This is a genomic window from Frankia sp. AgKG'84/4 (assembly GCF_023242965.2).
GTDB lineage: Bacteria > Actinomycetota > Actinomycetes > Frankiales > Frankiaceae > Frankia.
Genome location: NZ_JALKFU020000040.1, coordinates 1 through 18,949 on the forward strand (window position 1 = coordinate 1; position 18,949 = coordinate 18,949).

The 18,949-nt window shown below is 72.0% G+C and carries 15 protein-coding genes, 1 tRNA gene and 1 pseudogene; 8 read left to right on the forward strand and 9 right to left on the reverse strand.

Annotated elements, in window-relative coordinates:
- Positions 1-287, reverse strand: a pseudogene (locus tag MXD58_RS05150) (thiamine biosynthesis protein ThiF); the annotation flags it as partial.
- Positions 288-508: 221 nt separating this feature from the next.
- A complete protein-coding gene (locus MXD58_RS05155; protein ID WP_248836797.1) occupies positions 509-1,942 on the reverse strand; it encodes a zinc-dependent metalloprotease in 1,434 nt (477 codons plus the stop codon).
- 274 nt (positions 1,943-2,216) lie between these two features.
- On the opposite strand from MXD58_RS05155, the gene MXD58_RS05160 reads away from it, so the two are divergent.
- The 3 genes from MXD58_RS05160 to MXD58_RS05170 all read left to right on the forward strand — a co-directional run bounded on the left by MXD58_RS05160 (position 2,217) and on the right by MXD58_RS05170 (position 4,291).
- Complete coding sequence (locus tag MXD58_RS05160) at positions 2,217-2,648, forward strand: molybdenum cofactor biosynthesis protein MoaE (protein WP_248836796.1); 432 nt, start codon at positions 2,217-2,219, stop codon at positions 2,646-2,648.
- Positions 2,649-2,708: 60 nt separating this feature from the next.
- Positions 2,709-3,110, forward strand: coding sequence for a hypothetical protein (locus MXD58_RS05165; protein ID WP_250609084.1), 402 nt, complete (start codon positions 2,709-2,711; stop codon positions 3,108-3,110).
- Between the two features lie 143 nt (positions 3,111-3,253).
- Complete coding sequence (locus MXD58_RS05170) at positions 3,254-4,291, forward strand: YlbL family protein (protein WP_248836794.1); 1,038 nt, start codon at positions 3,254-3,256, stop codon at positions 4,289-4,291.
- A gap of 103 nt (positions 4,292-4,394) precedes the next feature.
- On the opposite strand, the gene MXD58_RS05175 is transcribed toward MXD58_RS05170, so the two are convergent.
- Positions 4,395-4,901: a PPA1309 family protein gene (locus tag MXD58_RS05175; protein ID WP_248821422.1), complete on the reverse strand. Its 507-nt coding sequence runs from the start codon at positions 4,899-4,901 to the stop codon at positions 4,395-4,397.
- Positions 4,902-5,020: 119 nt separating this feature from the next.
- On the opposite strand from MXD58_RS05175, the gene MXD58_RS05180 reads away from it, so the two are divergent.
- Both MXD58_RS05180 and MXD58_RS05185 read left to right on the forward strand, forming a co-directional pair.
- Entirely contained in the window at positions 5,021-8,032 is a 3,012-nt protein-coding gene (locus tag MXD58_RS05180) for a UPF0182 family membrane protein (protein ID WP_248836793.1), read from the forward strand.
- Positions 8,033-8,210: 178 nt separating this feature from the next.
- Positions 8,211-8,284: transfer RNA gene (locus tag MXD58_RS05185), tRNA-Met, on the forward strand.
- 222 nt (positions 8,285-8,506) lie between these two features.
- Here the strand turns inward: MXD58_RS05185 and MXD58_RS05190 are convergent.
- Together MXD58_RS05190 and MXD58_RS05195 are read right to left on the reverse strand one after the other, a co-directional pair.
- Positions 8,507-8,773 carry a DUF6907 domain-containing protein gene (locus tag MXD58_RS05190; protein ID WP_248836792.1) on the reverse strand — a complete coding sequence of 89 codons (267 nt, stop codon included), beginning with the start codon at positions 8,771-8,773 and terminating at the stop codon, positions 8,507-8,509.
- A 276-nt stretch (positions 8,774-9,049) separates the two neighbouring features.
- A complete protein-coding gene (locus MXD58_RS05195) occupies positions 9,050-9,538 on the reverse strand; it encodes an Lrp/AsnC family transcriptional regulator (RefSeq protein WP_248836791.1) in 489 nt (162 codons plus the stop codon).
- Positions 9,539-9,777: 239 nt separating this feature from the next.
- Between MXD58_RS05195 and MXD58_RS05200 the strand changes: the two genes are divergently transcribed.
- The 3 genes from MXD58_RS05200 to MXD58_RS05210 are packed head-to-tail and all read left to right on the forward strand — an operon-like array spanning position 9,778 to position 13,735.
- Positions 9,778-11,169, forward strand: coding sequence for an aspartate aminotransferase family protein (locus MXD58_RS05200; protein WP_248836790.1), 1,392 nt, complete (start codon positions 9,778-9,780; stop codon positions 11,167-11,169).
- 43 nt (positions 11,170-11,212) lie between these two features.
- Positions 11,213-12,643, forward strand: coding sequence for a gamma-aminobutyraldehyde dehydrogenase (locus MXD58_RS05205; RefSeq protein ID WP_248836789.1), 1,431 nt, complete (start codon positions 11,213-11,215; stop codon positions 12,641-12,643).
- A gap of 33 nt (positions 12,644-12,676) precedes the next feature.
- Positions 12,677-13,735, forward strand: coding sequence for an alpha/beta fold hydrolase (locus MXD58_RS05210; protein ID WP_248836788.1), 1,059 nt, complete (start codon positions 12,677-12,679; stop codon positions 13,733-13,735).
- 891 nt (positions 13,736-14,626) lie between these two features.
- On the opposite strand, the gene MXD58_RS05215 is transcribed toward MXD58_RS05210, so the two are convergent.
- The 4 genes from MXD58_RS05215 to aroA all read right to left on the reverse strand — a co-directional run bounded on the left by MXD58_RS05215 (position 14,627) and on the right by aroA (position 18,727).
- Positions 14,627-15,346, reverse strand: coding sequence for a glycerophosphodiester phosphodiesterase (locus MXD58_RS05215; RefSeq protein ID WP_248836787.1), 720 nt, complete (start codon positions 15,344-15,346; stop codon positions 14,627-14,629).
- A 27-nt stretch (positions 15,347-15,373) separates the two neighbouring features.
- Positions 15,374-16,216, reverse strand: a complete 843-nt coding sequence (gene hisN, locus MXD58_RS05220) for a histidinol-phosphatase (protein ID WP_374615659.1) — start codon at positions 16,214-16,216, stop codon at positions 15,374-15,376.
- A 136-nt stretch (positions 16,217-16,352) separates the two neighbouring features.
- The gene (rsgA, locus tag MXD58_RS05225) at positions 16,353-17,339 is read right to left on the reverse strand and encodes a ribosome small subunit-dependent GTPase A (RefSeq protein ID WP_248836785.1); all 987 of its coding nucleotides are present in this window, start codon (positions 17,337-17,339) and stop codon (positions 16,353-16,355) included.
- A gap of 23 nt (positions 17,340-17,362) precedes the next feature.
- Entirely contained in the window at positions 17,363-18,727 is a 1,365-nt protein-coding gene (gene aroA / locus MXD58_RS05230; RefSeq protein ID WP_248836784.1) for a 3-phosphoshikimate 1-carboxyvinyltransferase, read from the reverse strand.
- Positions 18,728-18,949: the final 222 nt, after the last annotated feature.

Here is an 18,949-nt window from a genome sequence, read left to right on the forward strand (position 1 = left end):
GCCGGGGGCAGCGGCGGGAGGCCGGGGGCGGCCCAGGCATCATCCGGCGGGCCGGCGTCGTGGAGCAGGCCGGCCGTGCCCAGCAGGTCGAGCAGGCGCCGCCCCGGACCGCCGGCGTCGAGGCGGAGCTGTTCCAGGGTGCGGCGGCCGTCGAGCGCGTCGATCAGCTCGGTGTCGGCCGGCCGCAGGCCGGCGAGGACGACGGCGGTCACCGGGTCGATACCGAGCTGCAGGGTGGAACCGTCGTGCCAGAGCCGGCGTAGGCCCGGCTTGAGGATCGGGCGCATGGATCCCCCGCAGGTCCGCCGGCGGCCGCGGCCGCCGGCACGAATGGGACCAACTGGCCCGTGAGCCAGTTGATCCCCACCGTGCCACGCCCGCGAGGCCGGCGGCCAGCGCGTTCGACGGGCTGTGGAGGGCCTGTGGACGGTCCTGTGGATCGGTGTTCGCCCGCGACCGTCGCAGCCAGCTCCCCGCCCCCGCTGCGGGGCGCCGCGTCGAGCAGGGCTCAGCCGGCGGGTGGGCCCTGCGGGTCCGCCGGGCCGTCAGGCGTCGCCGAGCCGTCTGAACCGTCGTCGCGGGAGTCCTTCGGCCGCGACATGGAACCACCCTCCGGCGCCGGGGTGTCACGCAGCTTCTCGATTTCGCCGATCGGATCGTCCAGGACACCGGAACTCGCGCCCGCGACGAAGTCCGCCGGCGAACTCAGGTCGTCCGCCGTGGGCAGCAGGTCCGGGTGGGCCCAGACGGCGTCCCGACCGTCCCGGCCACGCGCCTCGGTCAGCTGCGCCCACAGCGCCGCGGCCTCCCGCAGCTTGCGGGGCCGCAGCGACAGGCCGACCAGCGTGGCGAAGGTCTGCTCGCCAGGGCCGCCCTCGGCCCGGCGGCGGCGGACCATCTCGCGCAGCCGGCCGGCGGCGGGCAGGTGGCCGGTGGCCGCCGCGTCGGTCACGTGGTCCACCCAGCCCTCGATGAGCGCCAGGATCAGTTCGAGCCGGGCCAGGGCCGCCTTCTGCTCGGGAGTCGTCGCGTCGTTGAACACGTCCTCCCCGAGCGCCTCGGACAGCCGCTCGGGGTTCATCAGCGCGGTCGGGTCGACCATCCGCATGACTCGGCCGACCGCCTCGGTGTCCACCGCGATGCCGCGGGCGTACTCCTCGACCGCGCCGAGCACGTGCGCGCGCAGCCACGGCACGTGGGCGAACAGTCGGTTGGAGGCGGCCTCCCGCAGCGCCAGGTAGATCCGCACCTCGTCCTCGGGGATCTCCAGCCCGGTGCCGAACGCGGTGACACTGGCCGGCACGAGCGCGGCCGTGCCCGCGGGGCCGAGCGGCAGGCCCACGTCGGTCGAGGAGACGACCTCGGCGGCCAGCGTCCCGATCGCCTGCCCGACCTGCGCGCCGAACAGCATGCCGCCGACCTGGTTCATCATCTGCACAATCGGTCCGCCCGAGGCCAGCAGCGCGCTGAGGTCGACCCCCGGCGGGAGGGCGTCGCGCAGCTCACTCGGCAGCTCGACCCCGCCGCCCCCGAGCTGGCTCAGCCCGCTGGAAATGCCCGAGCGCATCGCTTCGACGACCTTGGTGGCGATCGGGTCGCACAGGGTCTTCCACACCGGCAGCGTCTTCTCGATCCACTCCACCCGGGACCAGCCGGCCGCCGCGGTGGCGCCGGCGGGCAGGGCCGTCATCGGGTCGAGCCAGACGTCGGCGATCCGCAGCGCCTCGCCGACCAGATGCTGCTGGCCCATCGGCACACTGGCCGCCCCGTCACCCAGTGAACGGACGGCGACCTGCCGGGCCAGCTCCCAGTTGACCGGGCCGCCCTGCCACGACATCAGCCGTTCCAGTTCGGCGAAGAACGGCGCCCCGCCGCCGAACGGCGATCGGGGTTCGTCCCCGCCATCGGAGGGCGTGAAGCCGAAGGGGAAGGGCCCACTCATCGGACGTGGCCTGATCGGGGGGCGGTACCTTGCGCGCGCGGTTCGGGCATGAACCCACGGTAATGCGTTTTCTGCCCGCTGGCCGGAACGGATGGTGTCCTGTCCGGTTAGGGTCGGGGATGTGGACTCGCCGTGTTCTCCCACGTCCGCCGTGGCGGTGGATGGCGCCTCCGGCGTGCCTGGGCCGGGACGGGGCCCGGTCGTCCCGGCAGGACAGGACGCGCCGGCCGCCGCGGCCCGCCAGGCCCCCCCGCCGCCCGGTGGGGGGGAGCCGGTGGGCGCCCCCGCGCGGGTGATCTTCGCGCAGGTTCGTGACAGTCCGTTGTCGGTCGATGAGTGCCTCGCCGCCGTGCTCCTCCCGGATGTGGGCGGGATCGCGCTGTTCGTGGGGTCTGTCAGGAACCACGACGATGATCGGCCGGTGACCGATCTCGCTTACGAAGCGCATCCACGCTCCGTGGCGGAGATCGAGCGGGTCGCGGCCGAGGTCGCCGCCGCTGAGCCGGTGCGCGCCATCGCGGTGACCCACCGCGTGGGGCACCTCCAGGTGGGCGAGCTCGCGGTCGTGGTGGCCGTGGGTGCGGCGCACCGGGCGGAGGCTTTTGCCGCCTGTCGTCGTCTGATCGATGACATCAAGGCGCAGGTTCCCATTTGGAAACATCAGATTTTTGAGGATGGCTCGACGGAATGGGTAGGCGCCTGCTGAGCGGGGCACCTACGATAGAAATAAGTCATCTTCTTGTTCGTCTCGACGTCGAGGCTTCTCATGTGGTTCCTGTTGATCCCCCCAGTCGCCGTCCTCCTTGCGATCGCGTGGACTGCGCTGCGCAGTCGGCCCGACCGCTCCTCCGAAGCAATGATCACGATCGCGGGCTATCGGCGAAGCATGGCCGCGCTGGCCCGCCCGATTCCCGACCAGTCCGGCCCGCGGCCCGGATTCGGCCTCGACGATTCCGGCTACCCCGAACCGACCCCTTTTGATGACCCGCATGGTCTCTACGGGCTCTATGCGCCTGGCGATCCCTTCGCCCTGAACCAGCCCACCGGCGACCCGGCTGGCGACGGGCAGTCGGTCGGCCACGACCCGGCGGCGGCGCTGGCCGAGTCGATGGTCGACACCGTGCCGCTGCCGTACCGTCCGGCGCGGCCGGGGGACGACCTGCTCTGAGCCGCGCGTGAGCGGGCCGCGCGTGAGCGGGCCGCCCGTGAGCGGGCCGCCCGGAACCCATCGGTCAGGGCCCGTGGCCGCTGCCGACGCGGTGGCCGCGGGCACCGCCCGTCCGTGGTGCCCGTGGTACATAGACTGCGGTCATGGCCCGGCGCACCCAGACTCTGGTGGTCACGTCGGTACTGGCGCTGGCGCTCCTGGTGGTGGGCCTGTGGCTGCCGGTACCTTTCGTGACCCTGGCCCCCGGGCCCGTCACCGACACCCTCGGCTCGGTGGACGGCACGAAGCTGATCACGGTGGACGGTCGGCGGACCTACCCGACCTCGGGCCGCCTCGAGCTGACCACGGTCGAGGAGACCCCGAAGCTGAACCTGCTCGGCGCGCTGGAGGACTGGCTCTCGTCCGACCGTGCGGTCGTGCCCACCGAGCTCATCCGGCCGCGCGGCTCAACCCAGGAGCAGGTCCAGCAGGAGAACGCGCAGGCCATGCTCGACTCCCAGGACCAGGCAACTGCCGCCGCGCTCACCCAGCTCGGCGTCGCGGCGACCGGCCACTCGGTGGCCGTGTTCACTGTCCCCGCCGGCTCACCGGCCACCGGCAGGCTCGCCCCCGAAGACGTGATCACCAAAGTCAACGGGATCGCGGTGAGCACCCAGGAGCAGCTGCGTGCCGAGATCGGCAAGGTGCGCCCCGGCGCACCGGCGACGATCGACTACACCCGGGACGGCAAGCCGGCGAGCGTGTCCATCACGACCCGCCCGGCCACCGGTGACGCCGCCCGCGCCATGATCGGCATCACCACCACGGAGAAGCGGACCTATCCGTTCACCGTCCGCATCCGCCTGTCGGACGTGGGCGGGCCGAGCGCCGGCCTGATGTTCGCGCTGGGCATCGTCGACCTGCTCACCCCGGGCGAGCTGACCGGCGGGAAGAACATCGCCGGCACCGGAACCATCACTGCCGACGGTGTGGTGGGCCCCATCGGCGGTATCCAGCAGAAGGTCCTCGGAGCCCGGGCGTCCGGCTCGTCGATCTTCCTGGTGCCGGCGGCGAACTGCGCGGACGCCCGTGCGGTGGGCGGTAGCGCGCCCAAGCTGGTGAAGGTGGACACCCTCGCGGGAGCGCTGAAGGCGGTCGACGCCCTGCGGACGAACCCGGCGGCGAACGTCCCCTCCTGCTGACTCCCTGCTGACACGGCGGGCGTCCCGAGGGCGCCCGGGTCGAGATCGGCCCGGGCGGGCCCGGGGCACGGCGCGGCGAGCCCGGCTCGCCGGCCGGGCCCGGTCACTGGAAGGTCGCGAGCAGCCCGTCGATGAGGTTGTCGGCGAGATCGGGGTCGACGACGAGTTCGTCGTCCCCTCGCACCCGCAGGCAGGAAGCGTGCAGCCCACTGCGGGTCACGGCCACGGCGAGGCGGACGTCCTGGCGCTCCGGATGGTTCGCCGCCCAGTACTCGATCTCGTCGTCCGAGTAGGGTGCCTCCTCCTCGGCGCTCGGCGGCAGCACCACGAGTTCCGTGACCAGCACGCAGCCCAGCACCTCCGGTGGCCAGCCGATGCCCGCGAGCACCTCGTCGAGCCGCCCCATCGGCAGCGGCTCCTGTTCGACCGGTGTCAGCGACCCGGGTGGGGAATCTCCGATGTGCGGGGCGAGGGCTGGCTCGCGGGCCAGCAGGTCAGCGGTGTCGGCAAGCGCGTAGACCTGGCTGGGCTGGTCCCAACCGGAATCGGCGACGTGCCGCTCGACCTCGAGTACGACGGAGGTCAACTCAGTGATGTTCGGGCTGCTCACCAACCCATCCTCTCCGATTCCCCCCGAGGCGCTGGCGTAGGTTGCCGTACTGGGGTGCTTCGCGCGCCCCGCGTCCGCCGTACGCCGGCATCGTGAAGGCCCGACCGCTCGGAGGAACTGTGGCAACGACCAGCCGCCGGCTGGCGCTGAGCCGCGCCAGGGTGATAGTCCCGGTGCTGCTGGTCCTGGCGCTTCTGATCGCGTTCGTCACTGTCTTCACCCGGTTCTACACAGACCTGCTGTTCTATCGGTCGGTCAACTTCAGCAAGGTCTTCACGACCGTCATCTACACCCGCATCCTGCTGTTCTTCCTGTTCGGCGTGGTGATGGCAGTCGTCATCGGGGTCAACATCGTACTGGGGTACCGGCTGCGGCCCCCGCTGCGCCCGATGTCCACCGAACAACAGAACCTGGAGCGGTACCGGTCGGCGATCGAGCCGTACCTGAAGCTGGTCCTGATCGGGATCGCGGCGCTGTTCGGCCTGGCGTCCGGCCTTTCCGCCTCCGGCCGGTGGCGGACGTGGCTGCTGTGGGTCAACAGCGAGTCGTTCGGGAAGACCGACCCCCAGTTCCACCGGGACATCAGCTACTACGCGTTCACCTACCCGTTCGAGCGCTTCCTGCTGGGCTTCCTGCTGACCGCCGTGCTGCTGTCACTGCTGGTCACGGTGCTCACCCACTACCTGTTCGGCGGAATCCGGCTGCAGACCCCCGGGGAGCGGGTGAGTCCCGCGGCCAAGGCGCACATCTCCGTGCTGCTCGGCCTGCTGGCGCTGCTCAAGGCCTGGGCGTACTACCTGGACCGCTTCGGCGCGGTGTTCTCCGCCCGCGGGGTGGGGACGGGCGCCTCCTACACCGACGTGCACGCCGTGCTGCCAGCGAAGCTGATCCTGCTGTTCATCTCGCTGGCCTGCGCGGTGCTGTTCATCTACAACATCTTCCAGCGCGGCTGGACGCTACCGCTGCTCGGGGCGGGAATCCTGGTGCTGTCCTCGGTGGTGATCGGCGGGATCTACCCGGCGTTCGTCCAGCAGTTCCAGGTGCGGCCGAACGAGGCCAGCCGCGAGCAGCCGTACATCCAGCGAAACATCGACGCCACCCGGGCCGCGTACGGCATCGCCGACGTGCGGTCCCAGTCCTACGCCGCCCGCACCGACGTCACCGCCGCGCAGGTAGGGGCCGACAAGGGCACGGTGCCCAACATCCGCCTGCTCGACCCGAGCAAGCTGTCGCGGACGTTCCAGCAGCTCCAGCAGATCCGTGGCTACTACACGTTCCCGAAGACACTGGACGTCGACCGCTACACCGTCACCGGTGCCGACGGCAAGAAGACCACCGGTGACTACGTCGTGTCCGTCCGCGAGCTGAACCAGGCGGGCCTCGGTACCGACCAGCGCAACTGGATCAACGAGCATCTGACGTACACCCACGGCAAGGGCTTCGTCGCCGCTCCGTCGAGCACGGTCGACGCGGGCCAGCCCGCGTTCGACCAGGGCGCGAGCAACCTGCCGCAGCAGGGTGACTTCGGCATCACGCAGGACCGGGTCTACTTCGGCGAGATGTCGCCGGACTACTCGGTGGTGGGCACCCGCCAGGTGGAGATCGACGGTCCGGGCCGGGGCACGGACACCCAGGCCACGACGACGTACACCGGCAGCGGCGGGGTCTCGGTCGGCTCGACGTTCCGCCAGGCGCTGTTCGCTCTGCGGTTCGGGGACCAGAACCTGCTGCTGTCCGGGGACATCACCAAGAACTCCCGGATCCTCTACGAACGCAACCCGCGCGAGCGGGTGAGCAAGGCCGCTCCCTGGCTCACCCTCGACGGTGACCCGTACCCGGCGGTGGTCAACGGCCACATCACCTGGATCCTCGACGGCTACACGACCTCCGACGGCTATCCGTACTCGGCCCGCCGCACCCTCGGTGACGTCACCGCCGACTCGGTCACCGCGCAGAGCGGCAACCGCACCCAGCAGGCCGCGAACCAGGTGAACTACATCCGCAACTCGGTGAAGGCCACCGTCGACGCCTACGACGGCACGGTCACCCTCTACGCCTGGGACGAGTCCGACCCGGTGCTGCGCACCTGGATGAAGGCCTTCCCGGACACGGTGAAGCCGAAGAAGGCCATCTCGTCGTCGCTGATGGAGCACCTGCGCTATCCCGAGGACCTGTTCAAGGTGCAGCGGGACCTCATCGGCCAGTACCACGTGTCCGACCCGCGGGACTTCTACTCGCAGGAGGACTTCTGGCAGGTCTCCGACTCGCCGGACGGCAGTGGGCAGCCGCAGCCGCCGTTCTACGTCTACAGCCAGCTGCCCGACCGGACGAAGCCGTCCTACAACCTGACCTCGCCGCTGATCTCCGCCCGCTCGTCGAAGCTCGCGGCGTACATGGCGGTGTCGAGCGACCCGTCGAACTACGGGCAGTTCACCCTGCTGAAGCTGCCGCCAGGCAGCACGATCAACGGCCCGGTCCAGGTGCAGAACGCGATCGAGGCCAACGGCGAGGTCGCCAACCAGTTGACGCTGTGGCGCGGCGCCGGGTCCCAGACGATCGAGGGGAACTTGCTGACGCTCCCGGTGGCGGGGGGCCTGCTGTACGTGGAGCCGTACTACGTGCAGGCCCGCGGCAGTACGGGCTATCCCACACTGCAGGGCGTCGCCGCCGCGTTCGGGGAGCACATCGGGTTCGGCACGTCGCTCGGGGAGGCCCTGGAGAAGGTCTTCGGTGCGGGTGCCGGGGCCGGGGCCGCCGGGGCCGGCAGCGGCGCGACCACGGTCACCGGCGGCGCTGACACGAGCACCAGCGGGGGCGCGGCCGGGGGCAGCGCCCTGCAGGACGCCGTGAGCGACGCGGACAGCGCCTACCGGGCCGGGCAGGCGGCGCTGGGCAAGAGCCCGCCGGACTTCACCGCCTACGGCCAGGCCCAGACCGACCTGTCGAACGCGCTGAGTCGCCTGCGCGGGATCGCCAGCCCGGCGCCGACCCCGGTACCGAGCGCGTCGGCGAGTCCGCGGCCGTCGGCGGCCGGTTCGACCCCGTCGGAGACGGTCCGGGCGAGTGTCTCGGCGCCGGCGGCCTCGCCTCCCACGCCACCGACCGCGCGCGCGTCGCCCTCGCCCGGCTGACGCGTGGTGCGTTCCGGCCGGCTGACGTGGCCGCTGCGGGGCTCCAGGGTGAGCGGGGCCCCCAGGTGGCCGTGCCGCGGCGGCCGGCCGGACAGGGGGCACGGGAAAGATTCCGAAGAAGTCCCCCCGCTCATTTGACACCTACCGGTGTCAGCCCTGTATGGTGAACTCACACCGACGCGGGGTGGAGCAGCTCGGTAGCTCGCTGGGCTCATAACCCAGAGGTCGCAGGTTCAAATCCTGCCCCCGCTACAAAGGGAAAAAGACTCCCGGGAGAAACTTCCCGGGAGTCTTTTTTAATGTAGAGCCGTCCGCTCACGGCGGATCGCTGTGGCCGCCGAGCCCGAAGCCGCCGGCCGAACGCCGGTACGACCCTCGCCCGGCCTCGTGGCGGGGCGAGCGGTGGCGGGGCGAGCGGCGCGGCCGGGCGGGCCGCGCCCCGCGGGTCCGGCTCGGGGAGTCGGGTTGGACGGGTCAGCGTGCTCCGGGGCGTGGCGTGCGCCAGGGAGAGGCCGGGCGGGCGGCCTCGGCCGCGCGTACGAGCGCCTGAGCCAGCCGGCGGGCCTCATCGGGGTCGAGGTAGGCGGCCGCGAGAGTGTCCAGCATCGGGGCATCCACCCGCAGGAGGATCACCGGGACTCCGGTGGCGCTCGCTGGTGGTTCGGGACGCACGGTGATCTCTGCGTGGCCGATGCGAGTAATCATTATGCCGTCCTGCGGGTCATGGTGGACTAGCGCCATGCTCACCCCATCATGTCTGGGCCGAGTTCGTTTGACCGTCGTTACGTACGTTGGACTCTTGTTGGTACTTTATGGTTGTGCGTTGAGACCGTCGTTGGGGTGACCCTGCCGACCGTTCCCGCCATTGGCCGCCTCACGCGCGAGGCGTGGTAAAGGATTCGCGCGGGCGGGCCCTGGCGTGCCGTTCGGCCCGGACTTTCCCACGTTGTCGCCTTCCGCCTTGCGGTGGCCGGTCCGCCCGTCGGTGCCCGCCCCCGGTGGTTCGTTCTCCGCGCCTCAGCGCACTCCCCAGGTGTAGGTCTGTTTCACCAGGCGCAGGTAGACGAAGGTCTCCGTGGCGAGCACCTGCGACATCGCCCGGATCCGCGAGTTGATCAGCTCTAGCAGGTGGTCGTCGTTCTCGGCGACGAGCTCCGCGATGATGTCGAACGAGCCCGCCGTGAGCACGACGTAGTCCACCTCGGGCAGCGTGGCGATCGCCTCGGCGACGATCCGGCTGTCGCCCGTCACCCGCACACCGATCATCGCCTCGCGATGGAAGCCGACCCGCAGCGGATCGGTGACCGCCACGATCTGCATGACACCGGCGTCGAGCAGGCGCTGGACCCGCTGGCGCACCGCCGCCTCGGAGAGGCCGACGGCGGTCGCCATCGCGGCGTAGGAACGCCGGCCGTCCTGCTGGAGCTGCTCGATGATGGCCTTGTTGACGTCATCGAGCAGGCCGTCCGGGGAGGAGCGCTGGCCGAGCGGCCGTCGAGACTGCACCCGGCATCCTCCTCGTCCCGCCCGGCGGCGGCGCTGGCCGCCCGCCGGTCGGGAACCCGGTGTCGCGGGTGGCCCATGCGTCCGTCGAGCGTCTGCTGTCATGGTATGGCTACCCCGACCAAACTGGTAAGCGATTCAAAAATCGGCCTTTCTCGACGGATTCCATCGCCGCTTGACCCTCGGCGCTACGCTTTCAGTAGGCGTCTGCCGGAAGGGGTGCATGGACGGTGTCGAAGCTGATGGGGACCCGTAGCGGTGTCAGTCACACGGCGCTGCAGGCCAGAGCGACCGAACTCACCGAGGGGGAGGAGGCCCGCCTGCGGGCCCGCACCGGTGGATCGCAGCGGTTGCACGAGCGGGCGGTCCGCTCGATGACGTCCGGCGTGCCGTCGTCCTACCAGGTCCGCGACCCGTGGCCGATCTATCTGACGCACGGGCGCGGGTCGCTCGTGTGGGATGTGGACGGCACCGAGTACTCCGACTTCCACAACGGCTACGGGTCGATGGTGCAGGGGCACGCGCATCCGGCGATCGTGCGGGCGGTCAGCGAGCGGATCGCGCTCGGCAGCCATTTCGCCATGCCGACGGAGGACTCGGTCGTCGTCAGCGAGGAGCTGGCCCGCCGCTTCGGCCTGCCGCAGTGGCGGTACGTGAACTCCGGCTCCGAGGCGACGATGGACGCGATCCGCATCGCCCGCGGGGTCACCGGCCGCGAGACCATCATCAAGATCTTCGGCTCCTACCACGGGCACCACGACTACGTGATGGTCTCGATCGGCACGCCGTACGACGACATCGGCCCCGCCGATCACATGAACTCCCTCGGCTACGGCGCGGGGATCCCGCGTGCGGTCGTCGAGCTGACCGTCCCGGTTCCGTTCAACGACGCCCCGGCGATGGAACGCCGGATCTCCGATCTCGCCGCGCAGGGCCGCCTGCCCGCCTGTGTGATCATGGAACCGGCGATGATGAACCTCGGGGTCGTCCTGCCCGAGCCGGGCTATCTGGCCGCGGTCCGGGAGATCACCAGCCGGCACGGCATCATCCTGATCTTCGACGAGGTCAAGACCGGCCTGTGCGTCGCCCCCGGCGGCGCCACCGAGCGTTTCGGGGTGCGCCCGGACATGGTCACCCTCGCCAAGGCGCTGGGCGGCGGCCTGCCCTCCGGCGCGATCGGCTCCACCGCCGAGATCATGGAGATCGTCGCCAGTGACCGGGTGAAGCAGGTCGGCACCTACAGCGGGAACCCGCTGTCGATGGCCGCGGCGCGGGCGAGCCTGTTCGAGGTCCTCACCGAGGACGCCTACGCCCACCTGGACCGCCTGGGCGACCGGCTGATCGCCGGCTGCGACGCGATCCTGGCCCGCTACGGCCTGCCTGGTTACACCGTCGGCATCAGCTCCAAGGGATGTGTGAACTTCACCGACGCGCCCATCCGGGACTACACCTCCTTCATGGCGCACCAGTTCGCGGAGCTGCCGGAGCTCGCCTGGCTCTACAACGCCAACCGCGGTGTGCTGATGGCGCCGGGCCGCGAGGAGGAGTGGACCCTGTCCGTCCAGCACACCGACGCCGACGTCGAGCGCTACCTCGACAGCCTCGACAGCCTCGCCCACGACCTCACGGCCTGAGGCCGAACCGCCCCAGAGTGCAGCCCGCACGCGGAGGAGACACATGGACGCGATCCTCGCCAACCTGATCGGCGGCGAACCGGCCCAGGCGGCCGACGGGCAGACGATGACGATCATCGATCCGTCCACTGGGCGGGAGTTGGCCCAGGCTCCCCGCTCGGGGCCCGCGGACGTCGACGCCGCCGTCCGTGCCGCGTCGACGGCGTTCGAGAGCTGGCGTGACACCACCCCGTCGGAGCGGGCCCGGGCGCTGCTGCGGCTGGCGGACGCCCTGGAGGACCGGGCCGACGAGGTCGCCGCGGTGGAGAGCGCCAACACCGGCAAGCCGCTGCGCCTGACCGTGACCGAGGAGATCGGCCCGGCGGCGGACCAGCTCCGCTTCTTCGCCGGGGCCGCCCGCCTGCTGGAAGGCCGCGCCGCCGGCGAGTACCTGGCCGGCCACACCAGCTACGTCCGCCGCGAGCCGGTCGGGGTGTGCGCGCAGGTCACCCCGTGGAACTACCCGCTGATGATGGCGGTGTGGAAGATCGCCCCGGCGATCGCCGCCGGCAACACGGTCGTGCTCAAGCCGTCCGACACCACGCCCGCGTCCAGCCTGCTGCTCGCGGAGATCGCCGCCGAGTTCCTGCCGCCGGGGGTTCTGAACGTCGTGTGCGGCGACCGGGACGCCGGGCGCGCACTCGTCGCCCATCCGGGGCCGGCGATGGTGTCGGTGACGGGCAGCGTGCGCGCCGGGATGGAGGTCGCGCGGGCCGCCGCCGACACCCTCAAGCGGGTACACCTGGAGCTTGGGGGCAAGGCGCCGGTCCTCGTCTTCGACGACGTCGACGCGGCCGCCGTCGCCGCCGACATCGCCGCCGCGGCGTACTTCAACGCCGGGCAGGACTGCACCGCCGCGACCCGCGTGCTGGCCGCGCCCGGTATCCACGACGAACTGGCCGAGGCCCTGGCGAAGGCCGCCCGGGACACCGTGACCGGCGCTCCGCAGGAGTCCGGCGTCGACTACGGACCGCTGAACAGCTCCGGCCAGCTCGACCGGGTCGGCGGTTTCGTCGAGCGGGCCCCGGCGCACGCCGAGGTGCTCGCCGGCGGCGCGGCGCTGGCGCGGCCCGGCTACTTCTATCCCGCCACCGTCATCGCCGGCCTGCGCCAGGACGACGAACTCGTCCAGTCGGAGGTTTTCGGACCGGTCCTCACCCTGCAGCGCTTCGATTCCGAGGATGCGGCGGTGGCCTGGGCCAACGGCGTGGAGTACGGGCTGGCCTCCAGCGTGTGGACGCATGACCACGGCCGCGCGATGCGGGTCGCGCGGCGGCTGGACTTCGGCTGCGTCTGGATCAACACTCATATCCCGATCGTCGCGGAGATGCCCCACGGCGGCTTCGGCCGCAGCGGCTACGGCAAGGACCTCTCCGTGTACGGCCTGGAGGACTACACCCGGATCAAGCACGTGATGAGCAACATCGAGTTCTGACGTTCGGCGGGCGAGAAGAGGTCGGCCTCGGACATGACTGCGGCGGACATGCGGGCAACGGCCCGACACACGGACCTGGACGGCGGCCACGGGGTCGGCGGCCCTGGCGGCGAACACGCCGGCGGCGCGGGGCGGGGCGGGGGTCCCGTCGCCGCACCCACGCCCCGGTTCGTCACGGTGCACGGCTACCGGCGCAGCTACCTGCGCGCGGGGCACGGCCCGGTACTCCTGCTCATCCACGGCATCGGGGACAACGCGCGTACCTGGCTGCCGATCATCGCGCGGCTGGCCCGCCACCACACCGTCATCGCGCCCGACCTGCTGGGCCACGGACTGTCGGACAAGCCGCGCGGCGACTACTCCATCGCCGGCTACGCCTGCGGAATGCGGGACCTGCTGACCGTGCTCGGTGTGGAGCGGGCCACCGTCATCGGGCACTCGCTCGGTGGCGGCGTGGCGATGCAGTTCGCCTACCAGTTCCCCGAGCGTTGCGAGCGGCTGGTGCTCGTCGCGACCGGCGGGGTGGGTCCGGATGTGCATCCCGCGCTGCGGGCCGCGGCGCTGCCCGGAGCCGGGCCGGTGCTCTCGCTGGTGGGCCTGCCGCCGGTGCGCCTGGCCGGGCGCACCGGAATGCGCGCGCTGCGGCTGCTGCCCACCGACCTGGGCCGCGACGCCGAGGACATCCTGCGCGTCGGCGACTCGCTGGGAACGCCGACGGCCCGGGCCGCCTTCCTGCGTACGCTGCGCTCGGTGATCGACGCTCGCGGTCAGTCGATCACGATGCTCGACCGGTGCTACCTCGCGGCGGGGATGCCGTCGCTGATCGTCTGGGGGGAGCACGACGCCGTCATTCCCGCCCGGCATGCCCGCACGGCGCACACGGCGATGCCCGGCAGCCGGCTGGAGATCTTCGCGGACGCCGGACACTTCCCGCATCACAGCGAACCGGAACGGTTCTGCCGGGTCCTGACCGATTTCCTGGCCACGACCCGGCCAGCGAACCATTCGGCGCGCCAGTGGCGGGCGATCCTGCGCGAGCACACCCGCGCCACCGAGCCCGCGGGCCCGCCGCTGGCCCCCGAGGCGCGCTGATCCCCACCTGGGCGAGCGAGGCCGGGCGCCCCCGCCCGGCCGGGAACTGTCAGCGGGGACACAGACAAAGTCAGGAGACGCCGGAACTCCTCCGGTGGATGTGGTTGGAGATGTTCTGGCTGAACCGCTCACCTCGATGCGCTTCGTCACGCGTAAGGTTCCCGAGGCCTCTGTACGGTGGACTCCTACCTTGTGCTCTCACCGCCTGTTCGGGCCGGTCGGCGTTCGTGTGATGTCGCTGTTCGGGCGCGGGTCTGCATTAACAGGTCGCCACCCGCTATCGTGTAGTTCAACGGGCAGGCCGGCGTCAATATGGCCTATCCTTGGTGGCACGACACCAATGTCGTCAAATCGCGGAGGTCGACCGTTGGCACGCCGTGCACGGCTCAGCTGGCCCCAGGAACGGCGCCAAGCGAGCGAAGTGGTTGTTAGCCGGGTCGATCCCGGACGGGGCTGGACCCTGGAGCAAGCTCGTGACCTCGTTCGACAGGGATACTCCGTCGGACGGGTCGCGGAACGGACAGGGTTTCCGGAACAGATGCTGAACGTCGCTGACGAGGGCGACGAGGACTGAGTGGAGTCAGTCGCCATCGCCGTGTCAGGAAAGTGCCACCTTGAGCCTCGGTAGTATACCGGGTGGGATGTGCGGTAATCGCGCGCCGCGACCAATCCGGCGGTTCGTCCGGCGGCCCAATCGCTGCCACTGCCGGTCGGCCAACCGTATAGCTGGGTGGAAGTCGGTCTAACCGCAGACGTTATGACACTCCGCCGGGAGCGGCGTCACGCTGCGCACAACACATTGGGCTACTTCGTCAGCTTCGACAGTCAATTCGGTGGGACTGCCACGCTGACGTGCAGGCGGCGCCGCTGTGGACGCGCCCCGGGTCGTCGCTAGGTCGCGGCGGATCCCGTCACCCGGACCAGCCGGCGCAGATGGTCGCTGTACACCGCGTCGAGCCCGTAGCCGGCCAGCCGGTTGAGCGTGCCGCTGCGTTGCGCGTCCCAGCCGAAGGCCGCGAGGCCGAGATCATGCAGGACGGTCGCGTAGTCGGCCCGCTGCGGCCGCCATTCCCGGGTCCGCAGATTCAGCGCGGCGACGCCCGCGGCGCGCAGCCGCTCGCCGTACGCCTCGATCCCACCACCGGCCAGGACGTTCGCGACCGACGTCGAGTTCACCAGCCGCACGTCCGGATCCCGCGCGCGGTAGGCGGCGAGTTCCGGCAGGTTTCCGCACAGCCACAGCCGGCTCACAGCCGCGCACCCGCCGGCCCCGCTGGCGACGGCCACGACGGCGTCGGCCGCCCGTTCCCAGCCGCCCGCCGGCCCCTTCAGATCGAGGCTGAACTCGAATCCCGTACCGAGTTCCTGGTAGAACGCCGCGAGCGTCGGCAGCCAGCCCGGCAGCCGCTCGGCGGGCAGCTCCGTGATCCGCCGCCGCCGGCCGGGCGGGCCGACGATTCCGTCGTGGTGCAGCACCGGCACCGCGTCCGCGGTCAGCCAGGCGTCGGACTCCAGACCGGTCGCCCCGGCGGCCAGCGCCCGCCGGAAGGCGGGAAGACAGTTCTCCCGCTGGTGTGGCGCCGGGGCCCCGCGGTGCGCGAATCCGATCACCGAGGGCGGCCGGCGAAAGTCATGCCCTTAGCGTACGAACGACCGCAGGGCCGCGTCGTGCAACACCCCGTTGGTCGTGAGGACGGTGCCGTGGCCCGGACCGCGTTGACCGGCCAGGTCGGTGAACCGCCCGCCGGCCTCTTCGACGATCACGACGAGTGCCGCCATGTCCCACAGCGACACCTCCGGCTCGCAGGCGAGGTCCACGGCGCCCTCGGCGACCATCATGTGGGACCAGAAGTCGCCGTAGCCCCGGGTCCGCCAGACCTGGTCGGCCAGGTCGAGGAACTGGTCGAGCCGATTCGCCTTGCGCCAGCCCTCCACCGAGGCGAAGGACAGGAAGGCGTCGTCGAGCCGGCTGACGGAGGACACCCGCAGCGCCCGGGTGTCGCCGGTCGCGTCCCGGGTGAACGCACCGGTGCCCCGGGCCCCCCACCAGCGCCGACTCATCGCGGGCGCGCTGGCCACCCCGACGACCATCTCGCCGTCGACCTCGAGTCCGAGCAGGGTGCCCCAGACCGGGACGCCGCGCACGAAGTTCTTCGTGCCGTCGACCGGGTCGAGGATCCACCGCCGCCGGGCGCCGCCGGCGCCGACGAGCCCTTCCTCCTCGCCCAGCACCGCGTCCTGCGGGCGGGCGACCGCGAGCCGTGAACGGATCATGGACTCGACGGCGGTGTCCGCGTCGGAGACCGGCGTGTTGTCGGGCTTGGACTCGACGTGCAGGTCAACGGCCTGGAATCGGGAAAGAGTAATCCGATCGGCGGCGTCCGCGAGGCTCAGTGCGAGCGCCAGATCGTCGGCAACCGTGACGGCGTCGAGATCATCGTTCGATTCGGTGCTCACGGAGGTGGGATTAGGCGGGGTCACCCTGCGAGACTACGAGCCGAGCCGGTTTGGCGTCGGGGCCGAGAGCGCCGATACCCGCGTGGCGGGAAGAGTGTGACGAATCTCCTGCCGCCCTGTTCTCGCTGGTCTTCTGCGGGTCAGGCGGGCCTCGCGCGGGTCAGGCGGGCGTTCCGCGGGCGGCCAGCAGCCGTCGCAGGCTCGCGAGCCGGGCGGCGTCCGCGTCGCCCACCCGCACCGCCGAGTCCAGCGCGCAGTCCGGGGACGGCGCGAGGTGCTCGCAGCCGGGCTGGCACAACGCCGCGGCGGCGGCGAGATCGGCGAAGGCCCGCAGCACCCTGTTGGGTGACACCGCGCCGAGGCCGAGGGAGCGCACCCCGGGGGTGTCGATCACCGTGCCGCCGGCCGGCAGTCGCAGCGCGACCGCGGCCGACGAGGTGTGCCGCCCCCGGCCGGTCACGGCGTTCACCGCGCCGATCGCCCGGGCCGCGTCCGGCACCAGCCGGTTGACCAGGCTCGACTTCCCGACGCCCGAATGGCCGAACAGCACGCTCATCCGGTCGGCCAGCAGCGCCAGCAGCTCGTCCAGCGGGTGGTCCGGGCGGGTGGTCACCACCGGGAACCCGAGCGGGCGGTAGAGCTCGACCATCGCGTCGCCGTCGGTCAGGTCCGTCTTCGTCAGGCACAGCACCGGCGAGAGGCCACCGTCGTAGGCGGCGACCAGGCAGCGGTCGATCAGGCCGGGCCGTGGCTCCGGGTCCACGACCGAGCAGACGATCACCAGGATCTCCGCGTTGGCGACGATCGGCCGCTCGGCCGGATCGGTGTCGTCCGGGGTGCGCCGCAGCACGCTGGTGCGTTCCTCCCGGCGCACCAGCCGGGCCAGCGCACCCGCCGCCCCGGAGAGGTCACCGACCAGCGCCACCCGGTCGCCGACGACGACGGACGTGCGGCGCATCGACCCGCCGCGCACCGCGGCGACCAGCAGGTCGGGGGAGGGATCGGGCCGGCAGGTGTAACGGCCGCGGTCCACCCCGACGACCACCGCGGGCACCGCCTCGGCGTGGTCGGGCCGCTCCCGGGTGCGGGGCCGAGATCCCTTCCCTGGCCGGATCCGGACGTCGTCCTCGTCGAGCTCGCGTGGCATCGCCTAGCCCGCGGTCCGCTGGTTCACGCCGGTTCGCCTGACGGCTGCGTCGGGCCCGTCGCCGGGTACTCCTCCGCGAGCATGGCCGTCCACATCCGGGGGAAGTCCGGCACCGTCTTACCGGTCGTCGCGATGTCGTCGATGAGGATGCCGGGAACCACCAGGCCGACGACCGCGTAGGCCATCGCGAGGCGGTGGTCGGCGCGCGGATCGAGGCGCCCGCCGCGCAGCGGGGCCGGCTCGATCGCGAGCCCGTCGTCGGTCACGGTGATCCGCGCGCCGAGGCTGCCGAGCTCCTCGGCGAGCGCGCCGAGCCGGTCGGTCTCCTGCAGCCGCAGGTGCCCGATGCCACGCAGCCGGGACGGCGAGTCGGCCAGCACCGCGAGCGCGGTCAGGACCGGCGCCGCCTCGCCGAAGTCGCTCAGGTCGACGTCGATGCCGTGCACGGTGCCGTGGCCGCGAACGGCGAGACCGTGCTCGGTGCGCTCCGTCGACGCGCCCATCGCCGCGAGCAGCGCCGGCAGCATCCGCCCGGGCTGCTCGGTGGCCTGCGGCCAGTGCGGGATCACGACCCGGCCGCCGGTGGCGAGCGCGGCCGCGAGGAACGCCGTGGCAGTGTTCATGTCCGGTTCGATGGCCCGGTCGGCGCCGGCGAGCTCGCCCGGCTCGACGTGCCACCGTCGGCTGCCGTCGGCCTCGGGCGGCCCGACCTGCACCACCGCGCCGGCCGCCCGCAGGTCTGCCACCGTCATGTCCAGGTACGGGCCGGAGGGCAGCCGCGTTCCACGGTGCACGACGGTCACGCCGGCGTCGTAGCGCGGAGCGGCGAGCAGCAGACCGGAGACGAGCTGGCTGGAGTCGGACGCGTCCACCGTGACCTCGCCACCGGGCAGTGCGCCCCGGCCGCGCACCGTGAACGGCATCCGGTCGCCATCGATGTCCGCACCCAGCCGGCGCAGGGCGCCGAGCAGTGGGGTGAGCGGGCGGTCCCGCATCCGCGGGTCGCCGTCGAACACCACGTCGCCCTCGCGCAGCGTGGCCAGGGCGGGAGTGAAGCGGGCGACGGTCCCGGCGTTGCCGCACTCCGCCCGCGCGCCGGGCGCCACCCCCGGCGTGGGCGCCGGCCGGACCAGCCAGTCCGGCCCGTCGGTGTCCACCTCGGCGCCGAGGGACCGCAGCACGCCGGCCATCAGCAGGGTGTCCCGCGAGCGCAGCGCGCCGCGCAGCCGCGACGGGCCGCCCGCCAGCGCGGCGAGGACAAGCGCCCGGTTGGTGCCGGACTTCGCGCCCGGGACGGGGACGACGGCCGTCACGGGACGTCGCGCGGTGGGGGCCGGCCACGGGTCGGACAGCGTCCCGGTGGGCTCGGTGTCGGTGAGGGTGCTCACCGTGTAAGCATGCCGGACGGGCGGGCGGACCGGGGAGGTGCTCGCGCCCGGGGTCGTAATGCGACGGTGTGTCCGATCGGCCGATCGGACCCACCGGCGGTCGGGTCGGCGCGGAGGGCGGGGAGATGGCGCAGCGTCGCACGTCGGTGCCGGCAGCGGCGCTGCGCCGGGAGTACCCCTCGCTCGGGGTGACCGAGATCGCGGCGGCGGTGTGTGCCGGCC